Source organism: Marinilactibacillus sp. XAAS-LB27 (assembly GCF_036039175.1).
GTDB lineage: Bacteria > Bacillota > Bacilli > Lactobacillales > Carnobacteriaceae_A > Marinilactibacillus.
Genome location: NZ_JAYXKP010000003.1, coordinates 1 through 22,348, shown reverse-complemented (window position 1 = coordinate 22,348; position 22,348 = coordinate 1). Strand labels below are relative to the sequence as shown.

Annotated in this window: 18 protein-coding genes; 17 read left to right on the top strand and 1 reads right to left on the bottom strand. The window is 37.9% G+C overall.

Features of this window, described 5'->3' with window-relative positions:
- Positions 1-7: 7 nt before the first annotated feature.
- The 13 genes from VXN63_RS05065 to hpt all read left to right on the top strand — a co-directional run bounded on the left by VXN63_RS05065 (position 8) and on the right by hpt (position 13,658).
- Entirely contained in the window at positions 8-451 is a 444-nt protein-coding gene (locus tag VXN63_RS05065) for a PTS sugar transporter subunit IIA (RefSeq protein ID WP_327756897.1), read from the top strand.
- Entirely contained in the window at positions 451-1,602 is a 1,152-nt protein-coding gene (locus VXN63_RS05060; protein ID WP_327756896.1) for a mannitol-1-phosphate 5-dehydrogenase, read from the top strand. The genes VXN63_RS05065 and VXN63_RS05060 overlap by 1 nt, the downstream gene beginning before the upstream one ends.
- 287 nt (positions 1,603-1,889) lie before the next feature.
- Complete coding sequence (locus VXN63_RS05055) at positions 1,890-2,444, top strand: hypothetical protein (RefSeq protein ID WP_327756895.1); 555 nt, start codon at positions 1,890-1,892, stop codon at positions 2,442-2,444.
- Between the two features lie 150 nt (positions 2,445-2,594).
- Positions 2,595-2,996: a hypothetical protein gene (locus tag VXN63_RS05050; protein WP_327756894.1), complete on the top strand. Its 402-nt coding sequence runs from the start codon at positions 2,595-2,597 to the stop codon at positions 2,994-2,996.
- Positions 2,997-3,168: 172 nt separating this feature from the next.
- Entirely contained in the window at positions 3,169-3,729 is a 561-nt protein-coding gene (gene pth, locus VXN63_RS05045; protein WP_327756893.1) for an aminoacyl-tRNA hydrolase, read from the top strand.
- A gap of 58 nt (positions 3,730-3,787) precedes the next feature.
- Positions 3,788-7,330, top strand: a complete 3,543-nt coding sequence (mfd, locus tag VXN63_RS05040; protein WP_327756892.1) for a transcription-repair coupling factor — start codon at positions 3,788-3,790, stop codon at positions 7,328-7,330.
- Entirely contained in the window at positions 7,323-8,912 is a 1,590-nt protein-coding gene (locus tag VXN63_RS05035) for a putative polysaccharide biosynthesis protein (RefSeq protein ID WP_327756891.1), read from the top strand. Before mfd ends, VXN63_RS05035 begins: the two co-directional genes overlap by 8 nt.
- Positions 8,913-8,930: 18 nt before the next feature.
- Positions 8,931-9,983, top strand: coding sequence for a MazG nucleotide pyrophosphohydrolase domain-containing protein (locus VXN63_RS05030; RefSeq protein ID WP_327756890.1), 1,053 nt, complete (start codon positions 8,931-8,933; stop codon positions 9,981-9,983).
- A gap of 1 nt (position 9,984) precedes the next feature.
- A complete protein-coding gene (locus VXN63_RS05025) occupies positions 9,985-10,260 on the top strand; it encodes an RNA-binding S4 domain-containing protein (protein ID WP_327756889.1) in 276 nt (91 codons plus the stop codon).
- A 169-nt stretch (positions 10,261-10,429) separates the two neighbouring features.
- Positions 10,430-10,873, top strand: coding sequence for an FtsB family cell division protein (locus tag VXN63_RS05020; RefSeq protein ID WP_327756888.1), 444 nt, complete (start codon positions 10,430-10,432; stop codon positions 10,871-10,873).
- A 197-nt stretch (positions 10,874-11,070) separates the two neighbouring features.
- On the top strand, positions 11,071-11,514 hold the full coding sequence (locus VXN63_RS05015; RefSeq protein ID WP_327756887.1) for a S1 domain-containing RNA-binding protein: 444 nt from the start codon (positions 11,071-11,073) through the stop codon (positions 11,512-11,514).
- 178 nt (positions 11,515-11,692) lie between these two features.
- Positions 11,693-13,081: a tRNA lysidine(34) synthetase TilS gene (gene tilS, locus VXN63_RS05010; protein WP_327756886.1), complete on the top strand. Its 1,389-nt coding sequence runs from the start codon at positions 11,693-11,695 to the stop codon at positions 13,079-13,081.
- Positions 13,082-13,121: 40 nt separating this feature from the next.
- Complete coding sequence (gene hpt, locus VXN63_RS05005; RefSeq protein ID WP_225744680.1) at positions 13,122-13,658, top strand: hypoxanthine phosphoribosyltransferase; 537 nt, start codon at positions 13,122-13,124, stop codon at positions 13,656-13,658.
- A 154-nt stretch (positions 13,659-13,812) separates the two neighbouring features.
- On the opposite strand, the gene VXN63_RS05000 is transcribed toward hpt, so the two are convergent.
- A complete protein-coding gene (locus VXN63_RS05000; protein WP_327756885.1) occupies positions 13,813-15,129 on the bottom strand; it encodes a Na+/H+ antiporter family protein in 1,317 nt (438 codons plus the stop codon).
- 637 nt (positions 15,130-15,766) lie between these two features.
- Here VXN63_RS05000 and ftsH point away from each other — a divergent pair.
- From ftsH to VXN63_RS04980, 4 genes are all read left to right on the top strand, one after another.
- Positions 15,767-17,878, top strand: coding sequence for an ATP-dependent zinc metalloprotease FtsH (ftsH, locus tag VXN63_RS04995; protein WP_327756884.1), 2,112 nt, complete (start codon positions 15,767-15,769; stop codon positions 17,876-17,878).
- Between the two features lie 109 nt (positions 17,879-17,987).
- A complete protein-coding gene (hslO, locus tag VXN63_RS04990) occupies positions 17,988-18,872 on the top strand; it encodes an Hsp33 family molecular chaperone HslO (RefSeq protein ID WP_327756883.1) in 885 nt (294 codons plus the stop codon).
- 221 nt (positions 18,873-19,093) lie between these two features.
- A complete protein-coding gene (gene lysS / locus VXN63_RS04985) occupies positions 19,094-20,596 on the top strand; it encodes a lysine--tRNA ligase (protein ID WP_327756882.1) in 1,503 nt (500 codons plus the stop codon).
- 145 nt (positions 20,597-20,741) lie between these two features.
- A complete protein-coding gene (locus VXN63_RS04980) occupies positions 20,742-22,031 on the top strand; it encodes an AI-2E family transporter (RefSeq protein ID WP_327756881.1) in 1,290 nt (429 codons plus the stop codon).
- Positions 22,032-22,348 lie beyond the last annotated feature (317 nt).

Genomic DNA, 22,348 nt, shown 5'->3' with positions numbered 1-22,348 from the left:
GATGAATATGACGATATTAAGAGAAGAGAATGTAGTGTTAAACCAAACGTTCAACAATAAAGAAGAAGCGATTAGAAAAGCGGGTCAATTACTAGTTGACGGAGGCTACGTTCAGCCAGAATATATTGAATCTATGCTTGAAAGAGAGAACACAGTGTCCACTTTTATGGGCAACTTTATTGCGATCCCTCATGGTAAGGAAGATGCTAAGCAACTAATTGATAATACAGGTATTTCAGTTGTTCAAGTACCGAACGGTATCAACTTCGGAGGAGAAGGAGAAGATAAGCTTGCGATGATCCTGATTGGAATTGCAGGAGCAGGAGATGACCATTTAGAAGTTCTTTCTCAAATAGCGATCTATTGTTCAGAAATTGAAAATGTCACAAAACTGGCAGATGCAAAATCTGAAAAAGAAATCGTACAATTACTGGGAGGTATCGAAGGATAATGCTGACAGTACATTTTGGAGCAGGAAATATTGGTCGGGGATTTATTGGTGAGATTCTGAATCAAAATAATTCTCGTATTGCTTTCGTAGATGTGAATAAACAAGTGATTGATGCTTTGAACGAACAAAAAGATTATACAATCGAAGAAGCTTCAGAAGAAAACCGATTGATCTTAGTCAATAATATTTATGGAATTAATAACGCAGAAAATCCTGATGAAGTAATCGATGAGATCGTGAATGCAGATTTGATCACAACAGCTATCGGACCAAATATCTTACCTAGAATCGCTCCACTAATCGCAAAAGGAATCGAAAAGAGACATCAGGCAGATTGTAAAAATCCTATAGATATTGTAGCCTGTGAGAATATGATTGGTGGCAGTAGCTTTTTGAAAGCAGAAGTAGTGAAGCATATTGAAGATGCTGAAGTAATCAAATATATTGAAAAATATATTGGGTTCCCAGATGCTGCTGTTGATAGAATCGTGCCACAACAGACACATGAAGATCCGTTGAAAGTAACTGTTGAACCTTATAAAGAGTGGGTTATCAGTTCAACTCAATCTAAAAATACGAAGTTGAAATTAGAGCACGTACATTACGTCAAAGATCTTGAACCGTATATTGAAAGAAAATTATTTACAGTAAATACTGGTCATGCAACCGTAGCCTACAACGGAGCATTCGCTGGATATAGTACAATTGACGAATCTTTGAAAGATCAATCCGTACTTGACGAAGTGAAGAGTGTCCTTAAAGAAACTGGTGCGCTTTTAGTCGAAAAATGGTCTTTTGATCCTGAAGAGCATGAAGCGTATATTGAAAAGATCATTTCCCGTTTCGAAAATCCAAGACTATCTGATGCAGTTACTCGAGTTGGCAGAACGCCTATTCGAAAATTAGGATACGACGAACGATTTATCAGACCGATCAGAGAAGCATCCGAAAGAGGTCTTGAAGTTGATTATCTTGTCAATACAGTAGGTAAAGCTTTACATTATAACGATGCTGCTGATGAGGAAAGCGTAAAACTACGGACTAAACTTGAAGAGCAACCAGTATCTGAGGTGGTAAAAGAAGTGACAGGTCTTAAAGATGAGATGGTGATTGAAAAAATAGTCAAAGTTTATGATGAGTTGAAAAAGTAAAAGCAGCAACCTAAATAAATAATGATTAATATAACTTGCTAATTATATTGTTATATTAATCATTATTTTTTAATTGTGCAAATTCCAGTTTCTTATCGCGTTTAAATATCGAAATCACCTTTATTAGCAAGGTTTTCTCTATGTAGAATAAGATCTTTAAAATTTCTCGAGGGAAATTTGATTGTTATAAAAACTTTTATATGGTACCATATTCTTGAAAGAAAAATTTGTCTTACTGTCTTGAAAATATCGAGATAGAGAATACGGATAATAGGGGGAGCAAGAAAATGGATTATAAAAAATTAGTGGGGCTTTTAGCTGTATCTGGATTACTACTGGGTGCATGTAACTCAGGTGAAGATGACGCAACAACTGAACCTGAAACGGAGACAGAAACTGACACAACAGATGAGTCAGCAACTGAGACAGAAGGTTCTGATGACAGTGCCATGGACATCATAGATGACATTGACTCGGATAGTTTAAGCTATACTTCTGCAATTGAATTAGAAATTGTTGGAGCACAATGGACTGCAGATGGTTATGTGTACTCTCCAGTAAGTGGAGAAGCTGTTGTTACTGGTTCTGTTGCTGCAACAGAAGAAGGTGTTGAACCAGTTGCTTACGTGATTACTGATGGGGAAGTCACTGAAAAACCTGCTGTTGAAGAAGGCGGATTTACTTACGCTGTTCCGACACCTGAAGAAGATATGACGTTTGAAGTCGGCGTTTCAGATGATGATAGCTGGGAAGTTGGAGACCAAGTAAACGTAGATGATTTAGTTCGTCACGAAACAATTATCGTGTCTTCAGAAGAAGCTGCACCTGCAGAAGAAGAGTAAGCACTCATTAAAAACGAGTAACGACCGGAGTTCCCTTTCGAGGGAACTCCGGTTTTTTGTGCTGATTAAACTGTTTAAATGAAAGATATTCACGAATTCTTAACATTTTTTTGGTACACTGAATAGACAAATAAAAAAGGAATGATTCTTGTGCAATGGATCCAGAAAATGCTTTTTTACATGAATGGACGCTACGGAATAGATGAGCTATCAAAAGTACTGATGATGTTAGGGTTGATTATCAATGTACTTTCTAACTTTGTAGGCGGAATGATTCTCTCAGTTATAGGAATCGCATTAATTGCCTATGCTGCTTTACGTATATTATCCAAAGAAAAAACAAATCGCTACAAAGAATACAGATACTATATTGCCATAAAACAAAAAGTCACGACAAAAATTCAAAAACTAAAAAACAGACAAGCACAAAGAAAAGTCTATAAATTTTATACTTGTTCAGAGTGTAAGAAATCGATTCGTGTACCTAAAGGTAAGGGTAAAATCAAAATTACTTGTCCAAGCTGTAAAAATCAATTTATCAAGAAAACCTAATACTTCGAGCGGGGCTTTTGTAGTGACCTAATGTAAGGTAGAAAGATGTTATTCGTTATACGACTATGGTATAATTGGAGATAAGAGAACAATAAATAAAAATAAAAGTCTGGACGGTTTATCTGTTCAGCTTTTTTGCATGTATATATTAAAAATCAAGAGGAGTTTGAACATGAAATTAGTGATTGGCCTAGGGAATCCTGGTGCAAAATATAGTGATACGAAGCATAATATTGGTTTTATCGCACTAGATGAGTTGGCTTACCAGTTGGGTTTAGCATTTAACAAAAGTAAATTTGAGTCAGTCTATGCTGAAGGGCGGATTGGTTCGGAGAAAGTCTTACTGATTAAACCACAGACTTATATGAATGATTCTGGAAGATCTATTAGACCCTGGATGGATTACTATGATTTGACAGAAGAAGATATTGTTGTTGTATATGATGATATGGATCTTCCTGCTGGTAAAGTTCGTCTAAGAACAAAAGGAAGTGCCGGAGGACATAATGGAATCAAAAGTCTCATTCAACACATTGGCACAAAAGAATTTAATCGTATTCGAATCGGCGTAGGCAGACCTTACCCAAGTCAGTCAGTTGTCTCTCATGTACTGAGTGGATTTGAAAAAGAGGTACATCAAGACATGCTTGAATCTGTTAAAGTGACCGCTGATGCTGTGAAGTACTGGTCAGAAGGCAAAAGCTTTCAAGACACGATGACAAAATTTAATTAAATGAAAAAAACTTGAATCATAAACGAGTAGGTATTTCAGAAAAAGGAGAAGGAAACTATTGTCTACTATAACGAATTTTTTAATAGAAAAACCATCGATTCAAACAGTCTTCTCTCATATAGGGAAACGACAGACGCAACTTGTTACGGGGATTGCTGGATCAGCTAGATCATTATTTGTTTCTTCTTTGTTGAAAGAAAAGCAGAAACAAATCGTGATTGTTACACAGAATTTGTACCACGCTAACCAATTATTGGCAGATTTCACTGGTCTCGTTCCTGATGACCAGTTATTTGTATTTTCAGTAGACGATATGATTCATGCAGAAATGGCCATTGCATCTCCGGAGGCCAGAGCAGAAAGAGTGCAGGCACTTGATTATCTCGTATCAGGAAAACCTGGTATTATCATTGTACCTTTAGCAGGCGTGCGTAAGTTATTACCGCCAAAAGAGATGTTCGAGCAGGCGCACATTACGATTGAACTAGGATCAGAGGTCGAGTTTGATCAATTGGCAGATACGTTAGTGAGAATGGGTTACCGTAGAGAACAAAAAGTTGCAGCCCCAGGAGAATTCAGTGTTCGTGGGGGAATTGTCGATATTTATCCATTAACTGAAAAACATCCTGTTCGAATAGAATTCTTTGATATCGAAGTCGATTCAATGAGATATTTTAATGCGGATACACAAAGATCAATCGGCAATGCAAAAAAACTGTCGATCCTCCCAGCGACTGATTTTCTGATAACAAAAAATCAGATGGCACCAGCAGCTGAGAAATTGAGAAAAGCTTTATCCAAAAACTTGGCAAAAATAGAAGATCATGAAGAAAAACAGAAACTTAGTAAAAATATTCAGGCAGTCATTACTGCTCTTGAAGACGGTGAACAGCCAGATGTACTGGTGAAATTTAGAGACTTTCTATATGAAACCCCAGCTTCTGTAATGGATTATACAACAGAAGATGCCATTATCGTAATGGATGAGTATCCAAGAGTTCTTGAAAGAGATGCATTCTCAGATGAGGAAGAAGCAGAATGGGTAACCGCTCAACTAGAACAAAGACAAATTCTTCAAGGACAATCTTTTTCAAATGATTTCAAAACTGAAATCAAGAAGCATCATCAAGACACGATCCATTTTGCCCTTTTTCAAAAAGGAATGGGTGGGTTGAAATTTGACGCGATTCATCCTTTTCAGTATAGAAGTATGCAACAATTCTTTGGACAGATGCATCTGTTAAAAACCGAAATGGATCGTTGGGGAAAACAAGGCTACACAGTAGTCGTGATGACAGTTGACGAAGACCGTGCAGATAAAGTGAATCGGACTCTTTTAGACTTTGAAATCCCAAGTGTACTTTCAGATGATCAGTCTATTGTTGAAAAAAGAATTCAAGTGATTCCTTCCACTGTTCAACACGGATTTGAACTTCCTACAGAGAAACTAGCTGTACTGACTGAAAAAGAACTCTTTAACCGAGTGAACAAGAAAAGAGCACGTCGTCAGAATATTTCGAATGCAGAAAGACTGAAAAGTTATTCAGAACTAAGTCCTGGAGATTTTGTAGTTCATGTCAATCATGGTATCGGTCAGTATACAGGTATGGAGACAATGGAAATTGGTGGCGTACATCAGGACTATATGTCTGTCGTTTACGACAATGAATCCAAGTTGTTTATTCCAGTCACACAAATTAACCTGCTTCAAAAGTATGTGTCTTCTGAAGGCAAGACACCTAAAATCAATAAACTTGGCGGAACAGCATGGTCCAAAACAAAACGAAAAGTTGCGAGTCAAGTAGAAGATATTGCCGATGATTTGATCGAACTGTATGCAGAGAGAGAAAGAAAAACTGGTTATCCATTTTCTAAAGACAATGCTTATCAATACGAATTTGATGATGCCTTTCCATATACAGAGACAGATGATCAGATCCGTTCAATCAAAGAAGTTAAGCGGGATATGGAAAAAGACAAGCCAATGGACCGTCTGCTTGTAGGCGATGTTGGGTACGGTAAAACAGAAGTAGCTATGCGTGCAATTTTCAAAGCTGTGCAAGACGGTAAGCAAGCAGCGATTTTGGTTCCAACGACTGTACTAGCACAACAGCATTATGAAACGATGGTGGAACGGTTTAGCGATTTCCCTGTTGAAATCGGCTTGATGAGTCGCTTTCGAACAGGACAGCAAATCAAGAAGGTAAAAGATGGATTACGCAAAGGGCAAGTAGATATTGTTGTTGGGACACACAGAGTACTTTCTAAGGATGTTGAGTTTCAAGATCTAGGACTACTTGTGGTGGATGAGGAGCAAAGATTTGGTGTTAAGCACAAAGAGCGACTGAAACAACTGAAAAACGAAGTCGATGTATTAACGCTGACTGCAACGCCGATTCCAAGAACTTTGCATATGTCGATGCTTGGTGTTCGAGATTTATCCGTTATCGAAACACCACCAGCTAACCGTTATCCCGTTCAAACCTACGTTATGGAAATGAATGGAGCAGTCGTTGCTGAAGCTATGAAACGAGAAATTGCTCGTGGAGGACAAGTGTTTTATCTGCATAACCGAGTAAGTACAATCGAGCAAAGAGCTGAAGAGCTACAGCAACTTGTACCAGATGCTAAAGTCGGTATTGCGCATGGTCAAATGACAGAAGGTCAGCTTGAGAATGTTCTGTTTGAATTTATTCAAGGAGAATATGACGTGCTCGTCACAACGACCATCATTGAAACAGGTATCGATATGCCCAACGTGAACACCTTGTTAGTAGAAGATGCTGACAGAATGGGGCTATCTCAGCTGTATCAGTTAAGAGGGCGCGTTGGGAGAAGTAGTAGGGTAGCCTATGCGTACTTTATGCATCAACCGAACAAGATTCTGACTGAAGTGAGTGAAAAAAGACTGCAAGCCATCAAGGATTTTACAGAACTAGGATCAGGATTCAAGATCGCTATGCGGGACTTGTCTATCCGTGGAGCCGGAAATCTACTTGGACAGCAACAGCATGGCTTTATCGATTCAGTTGGATTTGATTTGTATTCTCAAATGCTATCTGAAGCCGTTGCTAGAAAACGTGGAGATAAAACGCATTATCATACAAATGTTGAGCTTGACCTTGCAGTGGATGCGTATCTTCCAGGAACCTATGTAGAAGATGAAAGACAGAAAATTGAGCTTTATAAACGAATCAGAGAATTCTCAAGTGATGAGGATTACATTGAGCTTCAAGATGAACTGATTGATCGTTTTGGGGACTATCCTCAAGAAGTCGCGGACTTACTGACGATTGGGCAGTTGAAAATGTATAGTGATCTCGCGCTAGTTGATACAATTAAGCGTGGAAAAGGGAAAGTAACCGTCACATTCTCAAAAGAAGGAACACAAAGTTTGCCTTTACCGGAGGTCTTTAAAGCATTAAAGTCAATTCAATTGAAAACAGACATGCATACAAACGAGTTATTGAGTATCGACTTCAAAGTATCTCTTAAAATGGCGGCCAACGAATGGCTGGATGTGCTCGTATTATTTACTAAAACAGTTGCTGAGTACAGAGCCAGTAAAGTAGAAGCTACGGTAGGTCAGGAAAATGAATAACACAGTCGGTAAGCATCAGAATCATATGATGCGCGGAGCGGTTATTCTATCTGTTGCAGCATTTATAACCAAAGTTTTAAGTGCTGTATACAAGGTGCCGTTTCAGAACTTAACTGGAGATGAAGGCTTTTATGTTTATCAGCAAGTTTACCCTTTTTACGGTATCGCAGTTGCACTGGCGCTAAATGGACTACCGCTTTTCGTATCCAAACTCATTGCAGAAGAGAAAGATCCAGCTATGCAGCAATCGATCGCAAAGCAAGTAGGAGTTTGGCTTGCACTAGGATCGATCAGCCTTTTCGCTGTGTTTTTTCTAGGGGCATCATGGTTAGCGGAACAAATGGGCGATCCGGAATTACTGCCAGTAATTCGGTCGGTTTCTTTTATTTATCTGTTTATCCCTTTCTTATCAAGCATAAGAGGATACTTTCAAGGGAATTTAGATATGGTACCAACTGGTATCTCTCAAGTTGGCGAGCAGGTTGCGAGAATCGCAGTCTTACTGGTAGTAGCTTATCTGTTTACAATCACCGATTGGACTGTATATGAAATGGGGACTTTTGCAATCTCTTCTTCGTGGGTTGCGGGAGTCATCGGATCAGTTATATTACTGGGGTACGCAGTGAAGCGAATTGAAAAAGCACCGAACTTAGAGCCGGTGGATAAGAAAAAAATTCTAATTATAGGAAAAAGGCTGGCAGTTGAGGGGCTCCCTTTGACAGCAATGAGTAGTATGATGGTCTTATTTCAACTAATGGATTCCTTTACAATTTATAACGGTCTACTTGATTCAGGCGTTTCCGAAGAGCTTGCCATGAGTTTGAAAGGAATATACGATAGGGGTCAGCCGTTTGTTCAGCTGGGGTTAGTTGTTGGTCTAGGAATTTCAACAAGTGCCCTCCCGTTATTGAGGAAGTACAGACAAGAGGAAAAAGAAGCTGAGTGGCAAAATAGTACCTTTTCAGTGCTGAACCTTACCTTACTTTTCTCGGGAGCCGCTTCTATTGGATTAGTCGCAGTCATGCCTTGGATAAATGAGGCGCTGTTCTCCGATAAAATGGGTACAGATGTCCTTCAAGTGTATGTGCTTAGTATCATCTTTGCTTCTCTGATCAGCAGCACACATTCTGTCATCCAAAGCGGGACAGAAAAAATGATGCCTGTGCTTGCGCTCATTATTGGATTAGTATTTAAAGCATCACTTAATCGTTTCGCTGTGATGTATATGGGGATTATAGGGTCTAGCTATCTTACGATTTTAGCACTTTTACTTGTACTAGTGCTCATGAATTTACAGATGCCAAGAACGGTATGGCATAGATTTCTGAACGAGTGGAGAATTGTTAAAATGATTTCTGTTCTAGCCGTTATGGGGATCGTTACCTACATGAGTATGCTAGGGTTAAATCAGTTGCTGCCTACTTCAAGTAGACTACTTTCATTATTGATTACACTGGTAGGAACAGGAATCGGTGGATTTGTCTTTCTGATTGGTCTGATTCGACTAGATTTATTATCCGAACAAGAGTGGCGGTATATTCCATTCAAAAAACTGATGGATCCACTTAGAAAGAAATTTTAAGTTAAAGGTGGTACGAAAATGGGGAAAATCGAAATTATCGGATTAGGTTCTTCGGACTTAGATCAAATTCCTTTAGGTGTATACAGGAAAATCAAACAAGCAGATAAACTGTTTGTCCGTACAGAAGATCATCCAGCAGTTGTAGAGTTGCAAGCTGAAGGTGTTGAAATGAACTTTTTTGATGATTATTATGAAAAATTCGATACATTTGATCAAGTCTATCCAGCCATTGTAGATAAGTTGATAGAACTCTCACAAGAAGAAGATATCGTATACGCTGTTCCAGGACATCCGATGGTAGCAGAACGAACGGTACAGCTATTGATTGAATCCAATCAAGAAGTGGATGTTATCGGAGGGAAAAGCTTTATTGACGATATGTTTCAGACACTGGAACTAGATCCTGTCGACGGCTTTCAATTACTAGATGCGTTTGACCTGTCGACGGACGTCATTCAAACTGGTCAGTCTGTAATCATTATGCAAGTGTTCAATCAGCTGATGGCTAGTGAAGTGAAGCTAACTTTGATGGAAAAATATCCGGATGAGCATCAAATCTGTGTCGTAGATGCCGCTGGGGGGTTATCTGAGCAGAAGCAGTGGATGCCGTTATATGAACTTGATCGTTTTGAAGGTGTGCATAATTTGAGGTCCATTTATGTTCCGCCACTAGACAGAGATGAAAGAACCACCTCTTTTGAGTTGCTTCAGCATTATATTGACGCGATCACAGGAGAATCTGGAGATATCTGGGTGAGGGAACAAACAGCGTTGACCCTTCTGCCTTATTTAAAAGAGGAAACGCAGGAGCTGATTGAAGCTTACGAAAATGATGATATCGATAATGTGATCGAAGAGCTAGGCGACGTTTTGATGCAGATTCTCTATCATACGAACCTTGCAGAAAACAATGGTATGTTCTCCCTAGAAGAAGTACTAGATGGAATCAACCGTAAGCTTAGAAGAAGACATCCTCATGTGTTTGACGGTGTCGAAGCAAACACACCAGAAGAAGTCGATGCCTTGTGGCAAGAAATTAAGAAAAAAGAAAAAGAAGAGAGAGGGTTTTAAAATGAGATTAGATAAATTTTTAAAAGTATCCAGAATCATTAAAAGAAGATCTGTTGCAAAAGAAATAGCGGACAAAGACCGTATTCAAATCAACGGTAAAACAGCTAAATCTTCTAGTATCGTAAAAGTGGGCGATGAGCTGGAAATCAGGTTTGGAAATAAAACGTTGATTGCTAAAGTAGAAGATTTAAGAGACACAACTAAAAAAGATGAAGCTAAAGAGCTTTATAGTGTGATTGAAGAACGCTATAAAGACCAAGATTCATCAAAGGAATAGAAGATAATCTTTGATGAACTGATTAAAAGTGATAATCTTTCTAGAACAAAACATGTCATTTAATCCATAAGTATTAAATTAACGTGACAATCCTTTGCTTAAGGAAAGATTATTGCTATAATCAGGGTTATTACTAGAAAAGAGATTCTGCGAAAGGATAGAGGGTAAAATGGAAAAGAAAAAACGACCAGTCGTCACTAAATTGGAAAACCAGTACATAGAAGAAAAAACACTTGAGAATATTCGAAATAAAAAAAGAAAAAAAATGATCAAAAGACGGACGACGCTGATCATGGTTGTAGGATTGTTTTTCGTTTCTCTTTTAGTTGCACCTTTATTCAGGAATCAGTCTCAACTTCAAGATTCAAGGATTGAACAAGCAGAAGCTAGGGAAAAGTTTGAATCTTTGGAGATGGATCAAGAAAAACTGAATTATTACATCGGTCTGCTGGAAAATGAAGAATACGTTTTGAAACTAGCTAGAAGCGAATATTATCTAACAAAAGATAATGAAATTGTCTTCAGCTTTCCAGAAGATAAAAAGCCAGATCATCTGAATGTCAAAGACCAAAAAGGGTCTGATCAGGAAACAGAAGTTGATGAACAAGAATAGTCTACAAGATAAAAATAAAAAATTGTAGACCAGGTAAAGGTTATTTGTAATTAAAAAAGTACGTCTTGTGGTGGAAATAAAGTAGGAAAAAGCGAACGATTTTGAACATTATAGTCAAAACCTTTCTAAAAGACTTTATTCTAAAAAATCAGCATGGTATAATACGTACAAATTAACTAGGAGGCAACAAAGAAAACATGTCAATCGAAGTGGGAAGCAAAGTAGAAGGTAAGGTTACAGGGATTGCGAATTTTGGTGCATTTATCGATCTTGGAGATAAAAAAACAGGATTAGTACACATTAGTGAAGTATCCGACAGTTATGTAGAGAATATCAACGAAGTATTAGAAGTGGGACAAACCGTATTGGTTAAAGTCTTGACTATAGCAGATGATGGGAAAATCGGATTATCTATCCGTAAAGCTCAGGAAAAACCTGCCGAAGAAGCTCCTAAGAGAAAAGCGCCTCAACGTCCAAAACCAAGTAATCATTCGAACAAACGCAGTAGTGCTGCAGCTCCTAAAAAAGAAGACTTTGATTCTTTAATGAATTCTTTCTTGAAAGACAGCGAAGATCGCTTGACGACTTTAAAACGTAGTACAGAAAATAAACGCGGTGGACGTGGCGGACGCCGAGGATAAGTGAAACATACTATCCTGAGGGGGTCACCCGATTCTATTTCGAATCAGGCGCACCCCTCTTTGCTACTCAATTAAACAAATGTATGTTAAAAAAGGGTTTAGGGAAGTTACCTAGCCCTTTTTTGTTTCCAGTAGACTGTAAAAGAGTATGGTGGAATCAAAAAAAGGAGAGAGCTGAATGCAATTAGCTGAAAGGTTTGCCGAGTGTGTGATACGTCAGAGTTACTTTTCGAAAAATGATCAAGTACTTCTAGCGGTATCCGGCGGCGTGGATTCTATGGTCCTCTTAAACTTGATGCTTCAGTTACCAACTGAATGCAGACCGCATATTTCAGTCGCGCATCTGAATCATCAGCTGCGAATAGCCTCTAAGAAAGAACAAGAAGCTGTTGAACAACTTTGCAAACAGCACAAACTACCTTTATACACTCAAAAGTGGTCAAAACAAGATCATCCTAAATCTGGTCTAGAAGCCGCTGCAAGAAACCAGCGGTATGCATTCTTTTTAGATACAATGGTCCAAAACAATCTCAACAAACTTGTAACGGCTCATCATAGGGGCGATCAAGCAGAGACCATTTTGATGAAGCTGGTGAGAGGTAGCGCGCTAGAACATCTTTCAGGAATAAAGGCTGTAAGAGACTTCCATGATCGAAAGATTATTAGACCACTTCTAGAGTTTGCCAAGAAAGATTTATATGAATATGCTGAGAGTTCTCAACTCGTATACTTTGAGGATGAGACCAATCAATCTCTAATGTATAGTAGAAATCGATATAGGAATCAGATATTGCCTCTTTTGGAAAAAGAAAACGAAGCGGTTGAGGCACACCTCTCTAATTTTTCGCAGGAAGTCAATGAATTATGGTCAATTGCATTACCAATAATAGAAGAACGAACCAATCAATGCGCTGAGTACACAGAAAATAAAATTAAAATAAATCGTTCTAAATTCTTGAATGAAGATAGAAGTATGCAAAAGCAAATACTTAAACAACTACTAGAAAAATTGTATGAACAGTCAGAAAGTCAATACAAGCTGAGTCATACCAACTTATTGATTGATTGGCTGAAGCAAAAAGATCCCAATAGCTCACTTGATCTACCGGGTGGATATATTGCGGTGAGAGAGTACGAAAAGATTTTAATTCAGACTCCAAAAGAGCCTTTAGCCATTTTAACGGAACCGAAGTTTATGAACGTTGGAGAATGGGCTGAAATTCCTGGGGGAAAAAGGTTAGGTTTGTTTCGTTCAGATTCTAATTCACCAGTTGAAAGTGTCGTAAAACAGATTACGCTTGAAGTGGATTCAATTTCATTACCACTTAAAATTAGACACCGGGAAACAGGTGATAGAATTCGAATAAAAGGTATGAATGGTTCAAAAAAAATCAAAGATCTTTTGATTGATAGAAAGATTCCAATGTCTCAAAGAAATCAGTTGATTATTATAGAAGATGCAAGCGGACAAGTTGTCTGGATTGTTGGGCTGCAAGAATCAAGATTGTCTATCCAGCCTAAACCTGATAGAATGCATTACGTGTTGTTACTTGAAGATCATCATTAAAAAGAAATCATCAAATAAAATAGAAGGAGTCGATTAAACAATGAAATCAGATATGGAGAAAATTCTAATCTCAGAAGAAGAAATTCAAGCGAAAGTACAGGAGCTTGGAGCAATCTTAAAAGAAGAGTACCATGATAAGAACCCTTTACTTGTAGGGGTACTAAAAGGTGCATTACCTTTTATGGCAGATTTAATAAAAGCCATGGAAATTTATCTTGAAATCGACTTTATGGATGTTTCTAGTTACGGAAATGAAACCACTTCTTCAGGAGAGGTTAAAATCCTTAAGGACTTGGATACTAATGTAGAAGGCAGACATGTACTGTTTGTAGAAGATATTATCGATACAGGTCGTACGCTAGCGTACCTCAAAGATATGTTTAAATATAGAAAAGCAGCTTCTGTGAAGATCGTTACGTTACTAGATAAACCATCTGGTCGTGCAGTAGATATGGAAGTAGACTGGATTGGATTTGAAGTTCCTCATGAGTTCGTAGTAGGATATGGTCTTGACTTCGCAGAACGCTACCGTAACCTTCCATATATCGGCATTTTGAAACCAGAAATCTATCAATAATTGAGTCAAAGCGTTCAGTTTTAAATATATCTAACCAATGTGTTTAAACGAAGTAAAATAAGAAGCCTACTAGTCTAAATGGACTAGTAGGCTTCTTATTTTTTATTTTCCTTGAGCTGATTAAATATAGTATTTTAAAAGTATACCGAAATGATTATAATATCATTGCACCAACGATCCCGAAAATCATGATTGGAATGTTGTAATGAAGAAATGTAGGTACACAGGTATCCCATATATGATCGTGCTGATTGTCGATATTCAGTCCTGCTGTAGGTCCTAGTGTACTATCAGAAGCTGGCGACCCGGCATCTCCCAGTGCAGCTGCTGAACCAATTAACAACACGATTGCCATAGCACTGAAACCGAGCTCTGTTGCAAGAGGAACATAAATGGCAGCAATAATGGGGATAGTTCCAAAAGAAGTCCCTATACCTAAAGTAATAAGCAATCCTAAAACAATCATGCAAGTAGCAGCTACAAGCTGATTTGTTCCAATGATGCCAACCACCGATTCAACCAAAGTATCGATGCCTCCAGTCGCTCGAATCACATCACCATATCCTGAAGCAACCAACATGACAAATGCGATAAAGCCCATCATACTAATACCACTTTTTAACATATCATCAATATTTGACCACTTGATAGCTCCGCTGACAACCATAATCGTCAAACCAAGCAGTGCACCTAATATTAAAGATCCAACGGTTAGCTGAACAATTAAAGCAGCCACTGCTCCGATGACTGCAAAAGCATGATCTTTATTGAACAAAATCTTCTGCTCGTTTTCATCACTTGTTTCGGAACCTACACTATCTTGTCTTGCGTTTTGATAGGCTCTTGGTTTCGCGTAACTAATCAAAACAGCCACCAAAAGACCAACGACCATGGCGAGGCCAGGTATCCACATTACTTGCCATATCTCCAGATTGTTAAGGACTAAGCCGCTCGTTGCCATCTCATTACGAATAGTCGTATGAAAGATCAAACCATAGCCAGCTGGAATGACGATGTAAGGAGCTTTCAGACCAAAAGTCAAAGCTGAAGCAACAGCTCTTCTGTCAATATTCAGTTTATTCATGATGGGGATAAGGGGAGGGATAAGAATTGGAATAAAAGCAATGTGTACTGGAATGAGATTTTGTGAGAATATGCTGATTAGGGCAATGATAAAAATGAGTAATTTTCCAGTACCTTTCATACTTTTAGATAAGGATTGCGTAATAATCTTTGCTGCTCCAGTTTTTTGAATCGCGGCAGCCAAAGCGCCTAACAAGATATAGTTTAATGCTGTTTCTGCATTCTTTCCCATACCGCCAATCAAGACTTCCATAGTGTAGTCCAAAGGCATTCCAGCTACAAGTCCACCAGCCAAAGCAGCGATAATCAATGCTAATAAAACATTCAACTTTAACAGTGATAAAGTAATCATGATTGCAACAGAAATTAAAACGGGGTTGCTCAACACAAAAACACTCCTTTTAAATCGATTTTTTCAACAGATTTTATAATAACATATGAATGATGCTGAAACTGAAAAAATGATAAAATTCAAAATTACACAAAAAGTGTGTTTTAAGATAGAGTGGCAACTAATTAATAAGGAGCAGAGAGAAGAAAGGAACGTAATAGACTTATTAGTAGGAATATTTGAGTGTATACGGTCATTTCCAATTGCGATCTAGAAGACAGTAGTTCTATTCTAAAGAGGCGAAACCACAAAAGATTGTATTCAAGCAAAAAAAGAGAGTTAGATAAAAGGATAGTCGAATCAATTTTTAAGTTAAAGTGCTATAGAATCAGTATGAAATAAGGAACATCTACTATAAAAAGATGATTGAATTATGGTATAATAAAGGAGTATGGATGCCCTATCTTCTAAAAAAAGTGTAAACAAGGAGAAACAGAAAATTGAGTACGTGTTCTGTTTATAGTTATAGTAGGCCAATAGGACATAACGTAAGAACGATGGTTAAGGAAAGGTCAAACATTTTTCATAGTCAAAAAAGGTCTAGTATGTTAACATAGTTAAGAATAAAACAATTATATTTCTAAATAGTAATTACTATTTAAATAAGATAACTTATAGTTAGATGGAGGATGGCATGAAGAAAGGATTTTTCAATAGCGGTCTCTTCTACATCATTGTATTTTTTGGAATCATCGGATTAGTTAGCTACTTCACGAGCGGTTCGGGTGAAACCTCACAAGGATATAGTTCAACAGAGTTTGTTCAACTCCTTGAAGATGATAAAGTAGAAGAATTTACGATTCAACCAACTGGAGGCATCTACGAAATCACGGGTACATTCCGTGCAGGAGAAGAAGTCCAAGTTGAAAACGAGACAGGTGTATCCCTTTTTGGGAATGTAGAGCAAGAAACAAGAAACTTTTCATCAGCAATTCTACAAAATGATTCTGCTGTACAAGATGTTCAAGCTTTAGCGAATCAGAACAACGTAGAAATCCAGCCAATCGAAGAGCCTTCGGTTAGTATCTGGGCAAGTCTTCTGATTTCAGTATTACCTCTATTATTACTTGTCGGGTTCCTTTACTTTATGATGAACCAGGCTGGTCAAGGTGGCGGCGGAGCAGGTGGCGGACGTGGCGTAATGAACTTTGGTAAGTCCAAAGCTAAAGAAAGCGATGCTAAAACCAGTAAAGTTCGATTCTCGGATGTTGCGGGTGCGGATGAAGAAAAAGAAGAACTTGTAGAAATTGTCGAATTTCTTAAAGATCCTCGAAGATTCTCAAACCTTGGTGCTAGAATTCCAGCAGGTGTTCTGCTTGAAGGACCTCCAGGAACAGGTAAAACATTACTTGCAAAAGCCGTTGCAGGTGAAGCTGGTGTTCCTTTCTTCTCAATCTCAGGTTCTGAGTTTGTAGAAATGTTCGTCGGTGTTGGAGCAAGTCGTGTAAGAGATTTATTTGAGAATGCGAAGAAAAATGCGCCAGCGATTATCTTTATCGATGAGATCGATGCAGTTGGTCGTCAGCGTGGAGCTGGAATGGGTGGGGGTCACGATGAGCGTGAACAAACCTTGAACCAGTTACTTGTTGAAATGGATGGTTTTACAGGTAATGAAGGAATTATCGTTATAGCGGCTACAAACCGTCAAGATGTTCTAGATCCTGCATTACTTCGTCCAGGTCGTTTTGACCGCCGTATTTTAGTTGGACGTCCGGATGTTAAAGGACGTGAAGCGATTCTTAAAGTTCACTCTAAAAACAAACCAATGGGACCAAGTGTTGATTTGAAACAAATTGCTAAACAAACTCCAGGGTTTGCCGGAGCAGATTTAGAGAACTTGATGAACGAAGCCGCATTGATTGCTGCTAGACGTGATAGTAAAACAATCGAAGCTTTAGATGTAGATGAAGCACATGACCGAGTCATTGCGGGACCTGCTAAGAAAGATCGAGTGATTTCTAAAGTGGAACGTAGCATGGTTGCTTATCATGAAGCAGGACATACTATTGTCGGATTAGTATTGAGTGATGCACGTATCGTTCATAAAGTAACAATTGTACCACGTGGTCGTGCAGGTGGATATGCTATTATGCTACCAAGAGAAGACCGCTTCTTAATGACTAAAAAAGAAATGTTCGAACAAATTGTTGGGCTTCTTGGTGGTCGAGTCGCAGAAGAAATGGTATTTGACTCTCAATCAAGTGGTGCTTCAAATGACTTCCAACAAGCAACACAATTAGCTCGTAGTATGGTAACAGAATACGGTATGAGTGATTTGCTTGGACCGGTACAATATGAAGGCAATGGTCAAGTATTCTTAGGAAGAGATTATTCTCAATCTAAAGCTTACTCTGAACAGTTTGCTTATCAAATAGATCAGGAAGTTTTAAGAATCTTGAACGAAGGACATGACGAAGCAAGAAAAATTCTTGAAGAGAATAAAGCTGCTCATGAATTGATTGCTCAAAAACTGCTTGAAGTTGAAACGCTGGACGAAAAAGAAATCAAGAGCTTGTTTGATCATGGTGTAATGCCTACCAAACGTGCTGACGGTTCAGTAGAATTTCCTCGTGAGAGTGAAGAAGCTGAGAGAGATCCTAAAGAGGAACCAATCGGAACTTCATTCGAAGAAGCGAAAAGACTTCGCGAAGAACGTGAAAAAGAGCGTGAAAAAGAGTTTGAAGCAAAACAAGAATACGCTGAGTCAGATTCTGAAGATTCCTCAGAAAAAGATAAAGATAATTAAATCAAAGAACTAGTTAAGAAGAGGAGGTGATACTTTAACCCTCCTCTTCTTTCCTTGTATAATTAGATATCTAAAAAGTAGAATGGACCCACACTAAGGAGAGAATAGATTGAACGATAAATTAATCAAAGCACTGGCGTATGAAAATGAAATCAGAGTATATGTGATCGATGCAACAGAAATGGTAGCTGAAGCACAAAGAAGACACGATACATGGGCAACGGCAACGGCAGCTTTAGGAAGAGCAATGATTGGAACAACACTTTTGGGTGCAACTCTTAAAGGGAATGACAAGATTACGGTTAGAATCGAAGGGGACGGACCAGTCGGATACATTTTAGTGGACAGTAATGGTCAAGGGAAAACTAAAGGGTACATCCATAATCCTCAAGTGAATTTACCATTGAATGAAAAGGGTAAATTGGATGTTAGAGGTGCAGTTGGGACAGAAGGTATGTTAACAGTTAGTAAGGACCTTGGAATGAAGAAACCATTTGTAGGTCAAGTACCCTTGATCAGTGGAGAGCTCGGAGAAGATTTCACTTATTACATGGCTAATTCAGAACAGGTGCCTTCCGCTGTTGGCGTATCTGTGCTCGTAAATCCTGATGAGACGGTAAAAGCAGCAGGTGGCTTTATGATCCAAGTATTACCTGGAGCTAAAGAAGAAACAATAGCAAAAATTGAATCGATCATCGAAACCTTACCCTTAGTCTCAACATTAATGGAAAACGGAGAAACGCCAGAACAAATCCTTGGTAGACTAGTAGGAAGCAAGGAGTACAATATCCTAGAAACAACTGGAGTCGAGTTTGAGTGTGACTGTTCAAAAGAACGTTTTGCGGATGCAATTATTTCTCTAGGAGTAAACGAAATCCAAAGTATGATCGACGAAGACCATGGCGCAGAAGCTGTATGTCACTTCTGTCGAACAAAATATCAATATACTGAAAGTGATTTAGAAGAATTGAAAATAGAAGCGGCAAATCAGTAAGATAAATAAATGAATGGTTAAAGACACATTTTGAACCTTTCAGAAGGTGTAAAGATGTGTTACTATAGTTCAGAATGTAACTCATTCAACGAACTTGAGATTTGTATGAGTTTAACAATAGTGATAAAAAGAATACGTTGGTGTGAAAATTGACATCAAATATACCTTTTAAGGAATCGTATTTAAAATAAAAATGGTAAAGATAGGGAGCGAAGAAACGAATGACTCAAGAGCCGTCTAATCAAGAAACATTGAATGACCAATTAATGGTGCGTAGAGAAAAGATGAACGAATTACGCGAACGTGGAATCGATCCTTTTGGAGGGAGATTTGAAAGAACTCATTTTTCTTCAGAATTACATGAAGCTTTTGAAGATAAATCTAAAGAAGATTTATCTGAAGAGGAACACTCTGTTACGATTGCTGGTCGTATGATGACCAAACGTGGTAAAGGAAAAGCTGGATTTGCTAATTTAAAAGATAAAAAGGGTACAATTCAGATCTATGTACGTAAAGATGCTGTAGGTGATGAAGAATATGAAAGTTTTATAGCAGCTGATCTAGGGGACTTTTTAGGTATTGAAGGTACAATCATGAAAACAAATACAGGAGAAGTTACTGTAAGAGCTAAAAAACTGACATATCTTTCAAAAGCACTACGTCCTCTACCAGATAAATACCATGGATTAACCAATGTAGAACAAAAATATCGTCAAAGATATCTTGATTTGATTGCAAATGAGCATTCGTTTGATCGATTCACTAAGCGTAGTCAGATTATTCAGGAAATTAGAAATTATTTGAATGGAAAAGATTATCTTGAAGTTGAAACGCCACTCCTACACAATTTAGCAGGAGGCGCAGCGGCTCGTCCTTTCATCACTCATCACAATGCATTGGATATGGAACTTTATCTACGAATTGCTATCGAATTGCATTTAAAACGTTTGATTGTTGGAGGAATGGAGAAGGTTTACGAAATCGGTAGAGTTTTCCGTAACGAAGGAATTGATACAACACACAACCCGGAATTCACGATGTTGGAGCTTTATACAGCTTATCATGATGTATCAGATGTTATGAACTTAACGGAAGATATGATTAAGTCTGTAGCGAAAAAGGTTATCGGCGCAGATACATTGACATATGGAGAAGAAACAATTGACTTAGGCTCTTCTTGGGCTCGCAGACATATGGTAGATTTAATCAAAGAACAGACAGGCATTGATTTCTGGCAAGAAATGTCAAATGATGAAGCACGTCAACTTGCAAAGGATCATAATGTTGCAGTAGATGATTATGCTACATTTGGCCATGTAGTGAATGAATTCTTCGAAACTTTTGTAGAAGAAACTTTGATCCAACCTACTTTTGTGTATGGACACCCGCTTGAAATATCACCGTTAGCGAAGAAAAACGATCAGGATCCAAGATTTACTGACCGCTTTGAGCTATTTATAGCACGTCACGAATATGCAAATGCATTCAGTGAATTGAATGATCCTATTGATCAAAGAGAACGATTTGAAGCGCAAATGAAAGAAAAAGACCAAGGTAATGATGAAGCTCATGAAATAGATGAAGACTTTATCGAGTCTCTGGAATATGGTATGCCGCCAACAGGTGGTTTAGGAATTGGGATTGATCGCCTAGTAATGTTATTAACAGATGCGAATACAATCAGAGATGTTCTGCTCTTCCCAACGATGAAAAACCAAGATTAAAATCATGAAATAGATACATGACCTCTTATCGCAGTAAAACGATAGGAGGCATGTTTTTTTATATCTCACTTTGCTCGATAAAAATGCCTATATACTATAGAATAGGTATAAGTAAAAATAGAATCGTCAGAAAGTAGGAATAAAAATGAAAAAAACATCAAGGTGGATTAATTTTTTAGGAGGCTCTAGTTTAGTCTTCACGCTAAGTATTTTGATTATGATTGGAATTATCGTTTTGTTATTCAATCAAGTAGATTTTATCTTTTATCCAATCGTTGTACTATTCTCTAGCGTACTTATGCCAGCGGTCATTGCCTTACTGCTTTATTACTTATTAAATCCAGTTGTCGACTTCTTAGAAAGTAAGAAGATCAAACGACTATGGGGTGTATCAATACTTTATGTAGTCATTATTGCAGTCATTGGATTATTGATTGGTACATTGATTCCGCTCTTAAGGGGACAATTTGAAAGCCTAGTCGAAAATTTTCCGAGTTTCGTAGAAAGTATTTCAAATACGGTATCAGGATGGACAGCTAACTTGCCATTTGGTCAAGATGTAGATGCCTACATTGAACAGGGAGAATCGTTTATAGCGGATATCCCGAATAATGTTAGTGAATATTTGAATAGTGGATTAAGCGGCGTTTCATCTGTCGTGTCCAGTGTCACTAATATTGTCGTTACCTTAATTACTTTTCCGCTTATCTTATTTTTCTTATTGAAAGACGAGAAAAAAATGTCAAAAGCTGTTCTATCTGCAGTGCCGCCAAAATGGAGAGAAGATTTATTAAGAGTTTCAAGTGAGATCAATTCACAAGTAGGTGCCTATATAAAAGGGCAACTGATTATTGCAACTTCAATTGGTGTAATGATGTTTATTGGATTTTCTATTATCAGACTAGAATATGCCATCGTACTAGCAATAGCAGCAGGATTTTTATCAATTATACCGTATGTTGGTCCGACACTATCCTTTATCCCAGCGTTTATTGTTGCGGTTATTGATTCGTGGCAAATGGTCTTCTTGTTAGTTTTAGTTTGGATGGTCGTACAGTTTGTAGATGGGAACTTAATTGAACCGAACGTTATGGGGAAACAATTGAATGTACATCCATTGACGATCATCATCGTGTTATTGGTAATTGGAGATCTTCTAGGTATATTCGGACTTATATTCGGGGTACCGATCTATGCGATCTTGAAAGTTATCGTTGTTCATTTCTTCCAGAAATACAAAGAACGGTATAATAGATACTACGGTGATGTCGCAGGTGAGTATAAAATTAACTCAATCGAAGACGCTATTAGAGGCAAAGATCATGAAGATAGCCAGTTTGTTAAAAACATCAAAAAGGCTAGAAGAAACAAGAAAAAAGAAGATGATCGAATTGCTGAACAAGATGAAAAAGAGTCAAATGATACTGAAGAGTAAGATGGAAAAGCTACTTCTAATTATGGAGTAGCTTTTTTTTAGTTTTTTTCAAGAAAACTGTTGACGAAATTGTAATAACTTGGTATTATTAATCTCGTTGCTGCAAAACAATTAAAGCAACGGTAATGAAAGATAATTCAAAAAGTTAAAAATACTATTGACAATCTAGTTTAAATCAGATATACTTTAGTAGTTGTCACATCAACAGGTGTAACGCTTACAACGATTAGTTATAAAAAAATAACTTTTCAAAAAAGTGTTGACAGCACACTGACAACATGGTATGATATATGAGTTGCTGTTAAAACAACAACGAC